This window comes from Clostridium estertheticum subsp. estertheticum (assembly GCF_001877035.1).
Lineage (GTDB): Bacteria > Bacillota > Clostridia > Clostridiales > Clostridiaceae > Clostridium_AD > Clostridium_AD estertheticum.
Genome location: NZ_CP015756.1, coordinates 1,145,634 through 1,158,926, shown reverse-complemented (window position 1 = coordinate 1,158,926; position 13,293 = coordinate 1,145,634). Strand labels below are relative to the sequence as shown.

Annotated in this window: 15 protein-coding genes; 4 read left to right on the top strand and 11 right to left on the bottom strand. The window is 29.4% G+C overall.

Annotation, left to right across the window (positions count from 1 at the left end; genetic code table 11):
* Positions 1 to 75 precede the first annotated feature (75 nt).
* Positions 76 to 1,194 (bottom strand): serine/threonine-protein kinase, encoded by a 1,119-nt coding sequence (locus A7L45_RS05490; RefSeq protein WP_071611836.1) that lies wholly within the window; start codon positions 1,192 to 1,194, stop codon positions 76 to 78.
* Positions 1,195 to 1,418: 224 nt separating this feature from the next.
* Here A7L45_RS05490 and A7L45_RS05485 point away from each other — a divergent pair, with 224 nt between their 5' ends.
* Positions 1,419 to 1,862, top strand: coding sequence for a cell wall hydrolase (locus tag A7L45_RS05485; protein WP_071611835.1), 444 nt, complete (start codon positions 1,419 to 1,421; stop codon positions 1,860 to 1,862).
* Positions 1,863 to 1,919: 57 nt separating this feature from the next.
* On the top strand, positions 1,920 to 2,354 hold the full coding sequence (locus tag A7L45_RS05480) for a hypothetical protein (RefSeq protein ID WP_071611834.1): 435 nt from the start codon (positions 1,920 to 1,922) through the stop codon (positions 2,352 to 2,354).
* Between the two features lie 152 nt (positions 2,355 to 2,506).
* Here the strand turns inward: A7L45_RS05480 and A7L45_RS05475 are convergent, their stop codons facing one another.
* From A7L45_RS05475 to ymfI, 8 genes are all read right to left on the bottom strand, one after another.
* Complete coding sequence (locus tag A7L45_RS05475; RefSeq protein ID WP_309249077.1) at positions 2,507 to 3,214, bottom strand: peptidylprolyl isomerase; 708 nt, start codon at positions 3,212 to 3,214, stop codon at positions 2,507 to 2,509.
* Positions 3,215 to 3,275: 61 nt separating this feature from the next.
* The gene (locus tag A7L45_RS05470; protein ID WP_236900471.1) at positions 3,276 to 4,151 is read right to left on the bottom strand and encodes a type I phosphomannose isomerase catalytic subunit; all 876 of its coding nucleotides are present in this window, start codon (positions 4,149 to 4,151) and stop codon (positions 3,276 to 3,278) included.
* Positions 4,144 to 4,638, bottom strand: coding sequence for a hypothetical protein (locus tag A7L45_RS05465; protein ID WP_071611833.1), 495 nt, complete (start codon positions 4,636 to 4,638; stop codon positions 4,144 to 4,146). Before A7L45_RS05465 ends, A7L45_RS05470 begins: the two co-directional genes overlap by 8 nt.
* Before the next feature lie 174 nt (positions 4,639 to 4,812).
* Positions 4,813 to 6,219 (bottom strand): cysteine--tRNA ligase, encoded by a 1,407-nt coding sequence (cysS, locus tag A7L45_RS05460; RefSeq protein ID WP_071611832.1) that lies wholly within the window; start codon positions 6,217 to 6,219, stop codon positions 4,813 to 4,815.
* A gap of 323 nt (positions 6,220 to 6,542) precedes the next feature.
* Positions 6,543 to 6,674, bottom strand: a complete 132-nt coding sequence (locus A7L45_RS24045; RefSeq protein ID WP_257786566.1) for a hypothetical protein — start codon at positions 6,672 to 6,674, stop codon at positions 6,543 to 6,545.
* Between the two features lie 74 nt (positions 6,675 to 6,748).
* Entirely contained in the window at positions 6,749 to 7,585 is an 837-nt protein-coding gene (locus A7L45_RS05455) for a phosphatase PAP2 family protein (protein WP_071611831.1), read from the bottom strand.
* A 146-nt stretch (positions 7,586 to 7,731) separates the two neighbouring features.
* Positions 7,732 to 8,061, bottom strand: a complete 330-nt coding sequence (locus tag A7L45_RS05450; protein ID WP_071611830.1) for a hypothetical protein — start codon at positions 8,059 to 8,061, stop codon at positions 7,732 to 7,734.
* A 152-nt stretch (positions 8,062 to 8,213) separates the two neighbouring features.
* The gene (gene ymfI / locus A7L45_RS05445; protein WP_071611829.1) at positions 8,214 to 8,954 is read right to left on the bottom strand and encodes an elongation factor P 5-aminopentanone reductase; all 741 of its coding nucleotides are present in this window, start codon (positions 8,952 to 8,954) and stop codon (positions 8,214 to 8,216) included.
* 260 nt (positions 8,955 to 9,214) lie between these two features.
* Between ymfI and A7L45_RS05440 the strand changes: the two genes are divergently transcribed.
* Together A7L45_RS05440 and A7L45_RS05435 are read left to right on the top strand one after the other, a co-directional pair.
* Positions 9,215 to 9,706, top strand: coding sequence for a DUF6106 family protein (locus A7L45_RS05440; RefSeq protein ID WP_071611828.1), 492 nt, complete (start codon positions 9,215 to 9,217; stop codon positions 9,704 to 9,706).
* Between the two features lie 60 nt (positions 9,707 to 9,766).
* Positions 9,767 to 10,405: a hypothetical protein gene (locus A7L45_RS05435; protein WP_071611827.1), complete on the top strand. Its 639-nt coding sequence runs from the start codon at positions 9,767 to 9,769 to the stop codon at positions 10,403 to 10,405.
* A 78-nt stretch (positions 10,406 to 10,483) separates the two neighbouring features.
* Here the strand turns inward: A7L45_RS05435 and A7L45_RS05430 are convergent, their stop codons facing one another.
* Together A7L45_RS05430 and A7L45_RS05425 are read right to left on the bottom strand one after the other, a co-directional pair.
* Complete coding sequence (locus tag A7L45_RS05430) at positions 10,484 to 11,878, bottom strand: DUF4340 domain-containing protein (RefSeq protein ID WP_071611826.1); 1,395 nt, start codon at positions 11,876 to 11,878, stop codon at positions 10,484 to 10,486.
* On the bottom strand, positions 11,875 to 13,287 hold the full coding sequence (locus A7L45_RS05425) for a GldG family protein (protein ID WP_071611825.1): 1,413 nt from the start codon (positions 13,285 to 13,287) through the stop codon (positions 11,875 to 11,877). The genes A7L45_RS05430 and A7L45_RS05425 overlap by 4 nt, the downstream gene beginning before the upstream one ends.
* Positions 13,288 to 13,293: the final 6 nt, after the last annotated feature.

Sequence of the window (13,293 nt, the reverse complement as noted above, 5' to 3'; positions counted from 1 at the left end):
ATATAAGTTAACTCCCATAATCGCCTATTAATTTGATTTAACGACATTTCAGAAGAATGGTATATTCTTTTTAACTCATTGAGCTATTGAACTAGATATTCCTTTTGTCGGAACTACCCTAATTGTCCTTGTCGGTTTCTTTATAAATTCCTTTATAGAATTTTGTTCTATGCTTGATGATCCCACTATAGGACTAACTATTTCTTTTGCATCTGCAGTATTCGAAAGTGTACTTTCTTTTTTATTCCCATACAAAATATAAATACTCGCTATAATTGCAAATGTAAAGCAGAAAAAGATCCTAATAGACCTATCGTACATAGACTTATTTATAATTTTAATATTAACTTTTTTTGTAATTACACTTTTGCTGATATTAGAATTATTTAAGATTTCTAATTTTACTTTTTCATTCTTTGGTAATATATTTGAAATAGCTTCCTTTAAGTCTTCTACTAAGGCATATCTCTCATTAATATCAATTTTTACACACTTTTGTATTATCTTTTTCAGTTTATTATTAATTTCCGGTCCATAATTTTCATCCAAAAGAGGTTCTATGCCTGTATACGGAGTCCTCCCCTTTACCATAAAGTATATTAACATTCCAATTCCATATATATCTGTTTGCATGCAACATTTCCCTGAACCGTATTGCTCTGGAGCTGCATAACCATTAGATCCCGCACATATCATATCTATATCCTGTGACATATCATTCTTATAAACTTTCGAAATACCAAAATCTATTAACACAACTTTTCCACTTTTCATTATCATTATATTAGATGGTTTTATATCTCTATATATAATGATTGGATTTTGATTATGTAAATAGCCTATAATATCACATAAATCTGATACTATCCTACAAATTTTTTCTATTTGTATTATACCGTTTGCCTTAACATATTCCTTTAATGTTTGTCCATCTACATAGTCCTGAACCATATATAAATTGTTATTCGAATAAAATGTATCAATTATTTTCCGAATACCTGGATGATTTAAATTTTTTAAAATATTAGCTTCTGTTAAAATATCTATATTTTTTTTATCTTGTATTACTTCTTTTATCGCCCAAAGATTTCCAAGTATTATGTTTTTGCATAAATAAACAACACCCATTCCACCTTTTCCTAGGGTTCTAATTACCTCATATTTTCCGTCTAATATATCTCCACTATTTAACATAATCCACCTCTTGTATATTTGCTATTGCACTTTTACCAGAAATTATTTTGTCTTAAAAATAAGATTACAAATACAATGCAATTGTACCAAACTTTCAATGAATTTACCATATGTTATAGATATTATTTCTAAATTTATTACAATGTTTTTTTCATTATTTAAGTACCATTATTAATATTATGAATATAATAATACTGTAAAACTAATTGAGGAGATGACTAAAGATGGCTTACAGTGCTAGAGAGTTATTGGCTCGAATAATAAAATGTGAGGCTGGTGGGGAGGGCGAAAATGGAATGAAAGCCGTTGCCTCTGTAATTATGAACAGAGTTAATGTAGCCGATGGTGAATATCTTAGAATAGGTCAAGGTGATTTAAGAAAAGTTATTTTTCAAACAGGCCAATTTGATTGTGTATCTTCTGTACTTGGCGGTATGGCTAATCCTCAAACAATTTGGTCAAGTCCACCAGAACAAATACATTATGATATTGCTGATTGGGCTTTAGCTGGAAACAGATTATATTCAACAGGTGAATCCTTATGGTATTTTAATCCATACCTACCTGGTTGTCCATATGAATTTCCATTTAATGGTAGTGGCACCTTTCAAGTCTCAGTTCTTCAGCATTGCTTCTACAATCCAACAGCACGCTATTACACTACTTAAATAAAATTGAACTTACCATATTTCAAACAATAATATAATTTCTTAAGGAGGATATTTATGTTTATATCACCACCTAATAATTTTAATCAATCTCCAATGTGGAACACCGATTCATCGTCTTTAGAAACACCAATGACTCCTATGCCAAAATTTGGTATGAACGATGACTCCAGGCAAGGGCCTATGCCTGGAGCATCTACTGCTAGTCAAACGCCCACTACTACACAAGACTTCGATCTTGGCCCTACCTCACCCATAGTAAATAATCCACTCTACAATCAAGGCTGGTTGAAATCTCAAATTGGTAAATATATAAGAGTTGATTTTTTACTTGGAACTAATACATTTCAAGATAGACAAGGCCTTTTACAAGAAGTTGGCATTAGTTTTATTGTCCTTAAAGAAAGTAGTACCAATAATTTAATAATGTGTGATATATACTCAATTAAGTTTGTAACGGTATTTGGTAATCAAAATCAAATTCCTAGGTAACATAAATTATAAATATAATTTCATACAAGTATCCATAGTTATAAGTTCTATGTTAAAGCTAAAATATCCATAACTATTTTTTTAAAAAAAGTATATTTCCCTATAAATTCATTTTATAGGAAGATATACTTTTAATATTTAAAATGATTTAATTATTTTACCTTTTGCACTTCGCCATACTTAACTCCAAAAGTATCTACAGTAACTTTTTTCATTTTTTGATCTTTTTTCGGTTTTGACTTTTCTACACTTCCCTCAGGAACTACCGTCTCTACAGAAACTATTTTATCTACTATTTCCATACCCTTTGTAACCTTACCAAATGAAGCATATTTACCATCTAGAGCAGTAGAACTTGTGGAATTTGCAACCACTATAAAAAATTGTGAACCAGCCGAGTCCGCGTCAGTACTTCTGGCCATAGAGATAACTCCTCTTTCATGTTTTAATGCATTATTAAAATTATTTTCGCTAAACTCACCTTTTATTGCATAACCCGGTCCACCTGTGCCTGTTCCTTTTGGATCTCCCCCTTGTATCATAAACCCTGGTATTACTCTATGAAAATTTAATCCATTATAAAAACCACTATTAACTAAAGAAACAAAATTTCTAACAGTGTTCGGTGCAATTTCTGGATATAATTCTACTTTTATAGTTGAACCATCCTCCATTACAATAGTAACCAATGGATTTTTATCTTTGACTCCTTTTTCCGTAACAACCTTCGTCTGCGTTTTAACATCTTTAGAGGTTGTATCATCTTTTTTCTGCACTATATTACCACATCCACTAGTGAAAACAACAAAAATCAATGTAAATAATATCATACTTTTTTTAAGTAATTTCATTCGTTTCATTATTTAAACCCTCCTTTTAATAACTTATGTCACATAGGTTATATTTTTTATTTAAATTCTTTTACACACTTGATTTGAGTAATTCCATATTTCCTTCAAGTACATATTCTGTCCCTTTTGATATGTAAATTGTCTCTTCTTCTTTTAGATTCATTTGATTTTTGTTAGCTTTTATTATTCCCTCACCACTTATTACTGTATAGCTATGGAAGCTTTCATTAACAATATCTATAAAATTACTTTTAACAGTGATTTTTTCAACTTTAAAATAAGGAGTTTCGAGTTTTACAAAGCTTTCGATTCTTCCACCTTTATTTTTTCCTTCGTAATCTATAACATCTAGGGATTTTTCAATATGTTTCTCTCTACCACGTCCCCAGTCATGAAGCCTATAAGTAATATTACTGTTTTGCTGTACTTCAATAAGCTTTACACCAGACTCTATAGCATGTACTGTACCTGCTGGTATATAAATGAAATCCCCTCTTTTAATATAAATGCGTTCTAAATACTCTTCTAATTTATCTTCTTTTATAATTTGTCTTAACTTTTCTTTATTTAGGCCCTTCTTTATTCCCGATACTAAAGTTGCACCCTCTTTTGCTTCGAGTATATACCAACACTCTGTCTTTCCATTAGCGTTTTCAACCCTTTTAGCATAAGCATCATTGGGATGTACTTGTACAGATAAAGTATCTTCCGCCTTTATAATTTTATTTAATATAGGGAAATCATTACCACAACCTAACAGTTTAGATAATTCTTGCCCTTTATAAATCCCCTCTTTTACTGTCGATTTTCCATCTTCATGACATGAAAGTACCCATTTCTCCCAGCCCCATATCTTTTTGCTTAAATATGGCTCTAGTTTCAAAACCATTCCTTTCGACATTACAATTCCTCCATTCACTCTTAATACTTTATTATCATTAATCATTTCTTTCTAGTTTTGTTATAATACCCTTTGCCTCTTCTCTTGTATTACTTGGTCCACAAATATCAAATTTACTATTGTATTTACTGTCTACATCATCTAATTTTATAAGTATTTCATTGAAATTTTTCGATGTATTAACTGTTCCATTTACCTCGTATTGACCACTCTTATCATTTTTAGTCTCTATAAAAGCGCTATATTCTACAGTTTTAAAAACATTGTATTTTGCCCATATCCTCTTTAATACAACCTGTTTTTTTAGACCATCCACTTTTATACTTCCTGTAAATACATAATTAAGGGATAAGTTCTTTTTTAATTCTCCATCCAGATTAATTTCTACTGCTTTATCGAGTTTACTATTCTCATCATACATATATCCACTATAGTTTCTATTAATGCTTACCGGTCTAAAATATATGACTGATATTAAAATTATACCAATAATTGCAATTACTATTGATGCTTTTAAATTTACTCTATCCATATCCATCACCTCTACTTAATAATATTTCTCTATGCTTTTAACTACACATAATATTATAATCTAAATTATCTTATAGTGCATTATAAAAATCTAAACTAAATATAAAGGTTAAACAATTATTAACTGTTTAACCTTTACACTACATGCAAACACAAGATGTCACTATATTTATTTTTATTTAGCTTTCCAAGTTGTCCCTTCTTTAGAATCAAGAAGCTCAATATTCATAGCTATAAACTCATCTCTTATCTCGTCTGCTCTTGCCCAATTTTTACTTGCTCTTGCAGCATTTCTTTCAATAATAAGATTATTTATAAGTTCCTCATCTATATCTGTAGTTTCTTTTTCAATTATCATAAGATTAAGTGTGAATATCTTATCAAAATCTTCTATAAGAATAGATTTTTCCTTATTATTAAGATTAGTGTCCTTTAAAACATCAAAAAGTACAGTAAACGCATTCGCTATATTTAGGTCATCGCTGATAAATGATGAAAACTTTTCTTTGTATGATAAAATCTTCTCGCCACTGACTATATCATTTTCATTGATAGCACTTAAAACAATTGCAATTCTTTCTTTAAGTTTTTTATAACCATTCCTTGCATCATTTAAGCTCTCAAAACTGAACACTAATTGTTTTCTATACTTAGATTGAAGACAGAAATATCTATAATCAAGAGGGCTATATCCTTCTTCTTCAAGACTAGATATTGTTAAAAAATTTCCACTAGACTTTGACATCTTTCCACTGTCGAGGACTAGGAACTCTCCATGCATCCAGTATTTTACCCATTTATGTCCAAGTACTCCTTCTGATTGAGCTACTTCATTAGTATGATGTATAGCAATATGATCAATTCCTCCACAATGGATGTCTAAATATTCACCAATATATTTAACAGACATAGTAGAACATTCTAAATGCCAGCCTGGAAATCCTTTGCCCCATGGTGACTCCCACTGCATAATTTGATTAGAAAACTTAGAATTTGTAAACCATAATACAAAATCAAGTGGATTTCTTTTATTAATGTCTACTTCTATTCTACTACCAGCCTCAAGTTCATCCAAACTAAGATGTGCAAGTTTTGCATAATCCGGAAATTTATCAATTTCAAAATATACATTTCCGTTTGAAACATATGTGTATCCTTTTTCTTCAAGTTTTTTTATAAATCCTATCATATCTTGAATATGCTCTGTAGCTCTACATACGATAGTTGGTCTTTTTATATTTAGCTTTTTACAATCCTCAAAAAAAGCATCTTCATAAAACTTAGCAATTTCCCACACAGTTTTATGTTCACGCTTTGCTCCTAAAGCCATTTTATCTTGACCTTCATCCCCATCTGATTGTAGGTGTCCAACGTCAGTAATATTCATTACATGCTTAACTTTAAACTTTGAATACTCCAATGCTTTTTTTAGCACATCTTCAAAAATATACGTTCTCAAATTACCTATATGTGCGTAGTTGTAAACTGTAGGACCACAAGTATACATTCCAACCTTTCCTTCTACATAAGGTATAAACTCTTCTTTACTTCTGGTCATGGTATTATATACATTAAAACTCAATTCATTCACTCCTTCTTAAATAATACAATAATATCTAAGGCTTTGCAGAAACCATTACTAACATAATCTTTGTTTTTAAAAATATAAAAAACTACAGACATGCTGCAGCTCTAGACTTCACAGTATAAACGTAATATTAAATACTTACTCCTAAAATAGTCATATATAAATTCTAACATAGTATTAAGATAATGCAATAAATAATCTCTTATTTGTTATAAAACCACAAAATTTTCATATGTAAATAAATTATCTTTTGTTCTATGTTTTTCTTCAATATAAGAAAAGAAGCACATAAACAACGTTTATATGCTCTAATGCTTTTATTTTCTATCAGCAGATTGCTTTTTATTTGTAGCATTTTGATTTTTCGCAGTTTCACGAGTTATAGGAGTATTATAATTACTCTTTACTAATCTAGAAAACTTATTATCTGGTTGGCTATCTTTAGGCATAAAAACATCTCCCTTTTTTGTATTGTTATTCATAGGTTTTACTATTTTAAAAAAAATATTCTACTTAGTTAAACCTACCTAATAAATTTTTTAAAAATACACGGTGCTCCCACTGTGATCCACAATCCAATTACAACATATCTAAGAAAGTCAGAAAATATATTAAGTGGAAGAATTACCTTTAACATACCTTTTAAGGTCACGAGAATTGCTAATCCAAATACCAATTTCATCAGTTGCTTTAATATACTACTTCGAACTTCGTACAACACATATCGGGACTCTAATATATATCCAATAAAAAATCCTAATACCGTTCCTGCTATTGTATAATATGTTTTTTCTCTAAAGAGTATCATTCCAATAAGTGTAGGTACAATAATTATCATTAATACCCATGCTTTCTTGGTTTCCTCTGCATAGTCAAAAATATAATTAGAAATAATAACACATATTATTCCAATTACTATTCCACCAATTACATCTCTTGGATAATGAAGTCCAAGATAGAGCCTTGAAATACTCACTAAAATGATTGCTAAAATTCCAACTATATAAATCCACTTTCTTTTCACTTTAATAATACAAGAAATCCAAAATGTCGTAGCCCCCTGTGTATGACCACTTGGAAAAGATTGTCCTGTAGCTGTTTCTATTCTAAGCGACCTTATTCCAGTCACTCCTATTGGCCTAGCTGCATTAATCATATCTTTTAAAATAATGTTTGCTATTGTACTTGTAAGTAATGCAAAACCTAATTTATACCCAAATTTTTTATTTACACACCAAAATATTATGGCAGCTGCAATAATATAAAAAGATTCCTCTCCAGTCATTGTAACTAGTTGAAAAAATGTATCCCAAAATGGAGATATAATAGTTTGTACATATTTTATAATTTCTACCTGCATAGCGCCCTCCTTATATACGTCATAAAGTTAATACCTTATTGCTTCATAAACGTTTTATTAAATTCCTTTATATTATAAAAAAATAAAAGGCCAATCTTATATTATAGATTGGTCCTTTAACTATAGTTATAGACTTGATTTTTTCATTATATTACCTTTTCATAATCTACATCAATAATAACACTATCATCGTAATTAACATCATTAGTATTTGTTATATCTGCATCACTACTAAAAACATTAGATTTTGTTGTAGCATCTTTTTTTGTACTTGATTTGTAGATAAACTTCTTAACACTTTTTACTAATTTTAAACTATACCATACTAAAACTCCGAAAACTACAATTACAAATAAGGCTCTAATAGCAAAGATAGCTATAAAAGGTATTGTTATTGCTAATACAATAAAAGCACCTATTGTTAAAGCTGTTTTGAATAACTTTGAAATTACATCTTTACCCTTTGCATATTCCATAATAATATTAGCCTTCTTTCATTTCATACGATTTATTCAATAAATGATAGTATGATTATAACATATAAACAGATTCAAATATTAACTATTCATTAAGAAAAAATGAATAATTTAATAAATATGTTAAATATGTTAAAATTATTTTGGATCAACTATAAGAATCCTCCATCTATAGTTATTACTTGTCCTGTAATATATTTTGAGTTTTCACTTGCTAAAAACGTTACAAGCATAGCAACATCTGAAATTTCTCCAAATTTCATCATAGGTATTTCATTTATTAAATTTGTACGTTCATCTTCACTTAGCCACTTATTCATTTCTGTATCTATAACCCCTGGTGCAATAGCGTTTACTCTAATATTAGAAGGTGCAAGTTCCTTAGCTAATGATTTTGTAAAAGCATTAATTGCTCCTTTAGATGCAGAGTAAATAACCTCGCAAGAAGCACCAACCTCTCCCCACATTGAAGACATATTAATTATGCTACCGCTCTTTTGTTTTATCATTTCTTTTACGGCATTATGAGAACAGTTAATAGTACCCTTTAAATTTACATCTAAAATATTATTCCACGAGCTAGGCTCCTGATCCATAAATAAACCAACCTTCGAGATTCCTGCATTATTTATTAAAATATCTATTTTCCCTAATTTTTCAACAGTGGTTTTTACCATCTGCTTTGCAAACTCATAATTGCTTACATCACCTTTAATCATTAAGACATAAGCCCCTAGTTCTCTAATTTCCTTATAAGTTTTTTCAGCCTCTTCATCATTACTTTTATAATTTATCACAAGACAACACCCGTTTTTGGCAAGTTCCATAGCAATTCCTTTGCCTATTCCTCTAGATGCTCCTGTAACTATTGCAACTTTCCCTTTTAAGCTCATAATATCACCCCTCTTAGACTATTTTATATTTTCACACATTTTGTATAAAAATCTCATAATAATATTTTTAACTCATATCTCTTTATTATCATATTATTAAATATATTTTGCAACTATAAATTATATAATTTAGCTATAATAACCTTTTATAATATATGGATTATGTTATAATTATAGGTGAATTATTAAATAAATTACAATTTGTAATGCTTTTCTTAGCACAATAAGTAAATCATATGATAATTAAAGGGGAGAAAAAAATGGATAATTTTTATGAGCAACTTCTAACAACATCTAAAACGACTACTTATAAACTAGCAAGTGGATCAACCTATGTATTTGGATTAATTGGACTATTTTCCGCTAGTGTAAATATGATTTTTGCTATATTACTAATTGCTTTGGCTGTAGCATGTTATTTTTACAAATCAAAATTATATGTAGAATATGAATATCAATTTACAAATGGTGAAATTGATATAGAAAAGATATTGGAAATGAAAAAAAGAAAAAAGGTCACTACTTTTAATATAAAAGAGGTAGATCTTTTAGCTCTTAATGATAGCGATTTTGTAAAAGATTATTCAAATAAACCTAATTCTATAGTAAAATGCTATCCCACAACCGCAAAAGGACCAATATATGTTGCAATGATTACAGAAGGAAAAGATAAAATGCAATTGATGTTTATGCCTGATGAAAAATTTATTAATCATTGTTTTAAATATAATCCAAGGGCAGTAAAAAAGTAACATAATAAATTTATAAATATTTTATGTTATACTGAAATTCGAATAAGAGGGATGGATATTATGGTTGATTTAAAAGGTATGAGCAAGCATAAAAAAGCTGAATATATCTGGGAGTATTACAAGTTTCATATTATTGGTGCTTTAACTGCCATATGTATAATAATTTCTATTATACATAGCCAAATAACAAAACCAGATTATGTATTTAATTTAACTATGATTTCAAACATTGCAGATACGAATAAGGTAACTAATTTAGAATCGTTACTTACAAAAGTCGTTGTCAAAGATGGAAGTACCAGAAAAAAAGCTATAGTAAGTAGTATGCCAATTGATACTTCAAAAAATGCAAACCTTCAAACAACAAGCCAGTATATGCAAAAACTTACTGCTGAGGTATCCGTTGGAGAACTTGATGTTATAATTTTAGATAAAACAATGTTTGAATCCTTCGCAAAACAAGATATGTTTTTGAGATTAGATAATATAAGTGAACTCAATTTAGATTCTTTAAAAGGTGAAAAAATTCACGCTATCGGAAGTAATAAAAAGAACGATGTGTATGCTATAGATGCCAAAGATATTACGTTATTAAAAAAATTGGGATTTGATCTAAAAAATAAGGTGATTGGAATTGTTGGATCAACTAAACAAAAATACAATTCAATTTTAGTCCTAAAATATTTGCTAAGTAAATAAATTAAAAAGTCTGCTAAACAAGGAAACGTATATTTCACTTGATTAGTAGACTTTTTCTTATGCTATATTTTCACCATCTTATTTTAAACTTTCCAAACTAGTTATCATTTTATTTACTTTATCTTTTGTTATTACAAAATCAGATTTTCCATTCCTAAATACTGCATAAAACTGATCATTATAAGGTACGAAATCAATGATTTCCTGCTTTTCACTCTCCTTATTAAGACTATATGTAATGCTAATCACTGGTTTATTTTCTAGTTTTTTGTCATTTTCAGCATCTACAGTAAGCCCTATTATTTCTTGATATTCAGTTTTAAACTTATTGATTTCTATATTCTTACCATTTACCTTAGAATTTGTAGTTACAACATCTGAATCTCCAGATTTTTCAGCTTTAGCCGAAGTTCTAGAAACTAAGACTGTATCCTTTTTTCCTTTTCCTTCTACAACTATCTTATTTACATCATCTAAATTTACAATGTACACAAATTTAGTTATCACATCAAAAGATTTAAATTTAAAGAGATCAATTACGGTCTTATCTATTGTATATATTGTGTCACCTTTACCTTCTTTAAAGTATACACTACTATCATTCTTGTTTTTACCTATAAAAAGTTGCAATACATTTTTACTATCCTTTAGTGTAAGTTTAAGAGATGGTTTATCTAATCCATACTTGCTTAAATCTTTCGGATTATCATCAGCTATATCACCAGCTTTAAGACTTGCAATAGCCGCTATTACAGGAGAAATTTTCTCAACCTCTAAATTTACCGGTGAATTATATGCATCCGTAAGCATCCAAGTATTTATATTGTATTTAGCTTCATCTTTGCTTTGATGTGCATTCTTTATTATCACAACCGGTAAGCTTCCAGCTTTAACAATTTTCATGTATGAAAGCGAAGTCGTATCTATAGCAGTAATTGTATTATCTCTGTATTCTGACTGCTTTAAAGAAAGACCATCTACAATACTAGTTGCTATAAAATATACTTTTTGGGTTCCTTTCTCATTTACATAATAGCTAGTTCCGTCTGAAGTTTTGTCTCCAACGTGTAGTGTTTTATTCAAATCTTTCCCAACTATCACTATATTTATAGTTGGTTTAGCAAGTCCATACTTCCCCATATCATTAGCATTTTTTTCCACAAGGGTTCCTGATAAATTTATTACTGAATCTGTAATACCATTAATAGTAGTCTGTTTGATCTTGTGATTATAATTTTCAATAACCCATTCTTTAGATTTTTTAACAAATGTATTCCCCGAACCGCTCTTTTTAATAATTACCTGGGAAACTTTAGTGTTATCAATCTTCCAAACTTCAACGATGCTTGTACTTACATTGGTAGAACTTGCATCTTGCTTATCTGTTTTGGGATTACTTGAAACATAAAAATATGCTCCGCATAATAAGAGTAAAATAAGAGCGAGTATTATAATACTCTTAGATTTCTTCATAAATGTCTCCTCCTAATCCATACTACAACCCCCATGATAAGAACTATAGCAGGAATTACTATTATAACTAAAGCAGAAAATCCAAGTGTTTGTGCCTTAGTGATTTCTAAGGTTTGCGTTGTTAAATCTTTTGGCGTAATAGAAATATTTTCCTTAAGGTCCTGTACCCAATTCATACTATTCATGAAAAGGTCTAGATTACCACCAGCTGCTACATTAATAAAACCTGAAGATGAAAAAACAACAATTTTAGCCACACTTGTTTCTTGGGTATCAGTTATAGCAACTGCTACATCAAAAGGACCGTCTATGTCCCCAGATGCCTTTTGCGTTGTTGTGCTATTTATATCTTTCTTTCCAAAAGACTCTTCTGACGTCGTAAGTAGAGGCTCAACTTTTAAAGAAGCCTTCTTAACTTTTAGTTGCTCAATTGGTTGTGCCACTGGAAAAAGAATAGGTAGATTTGCAGAAACCATTGGATCAATAATTGCATGACTATTCATTCTAGGAATAAGGTATGCAGGTTCCCTATAATATTTTTTTGAATCTCCTTCTACTATTAAAGAATGTTCAATTTGAATTCCGAAAGTGCTCATAAGATTGTCAAAATTTAGGAACTTACCCTTTTGAACATCCATTAAAAATATTCCATGACCGCCTTTTGAAAAGAAACCTTTTAACTTAATTAATTCGTCCTTGCTTATATCAGCTGATGGAGAACTAACAAGAAGCATGTCTCCAGCCTCCGGTTTCCAAACGTTTGTTAATAAATTCAATTGTTTTACTATAAAGTTTTGATTACTTAAGTCACTAGAAACTTCAGTAGCTAAAGCTTTTTCCTTATGCCCTTGTAAATTGTAAACAACTGAATTTTTATCGCCTGCAACGTACATTATAGCTCCTGTGATTTTTTGTTCCACTGCAAGAGATTTAACAGATGTTTCACCAGTAGTTTGATCCTGGGTGGTATTATATAACTCACTTTCCTTAATAGCTTTAAATTTACCAGCGCTCTCAACAACTATACTACCATTTGCAATCTCATTTTCAGTGCTACTATATTTTTTTGCAACTTGAGGATTAGTAGTTGGGTCTATATATTTTACAGTTATTTTCTTAGATTTACTAGGATATTTATTTATTATTTCTGTCATTCCTTGATCATAACTACTCTGCTTTGAAAAGATAATAATATTAATATCACGGCTTAGCTTGTCCATAACCTTATAAGATTGATTTGATAATGAATATAATTTATTCTTTGTCATATCATATTTAAAATCCATTTTATCAATTACTAAGTTAGCAACCAGTAATATTACAAGTACCATAGATGTAATTAGTGCTGCATAACCACCATATTTAAACTTATTATTTTTAAATGTGTTTTTAATTTGTAACTTTTTCATATTCAT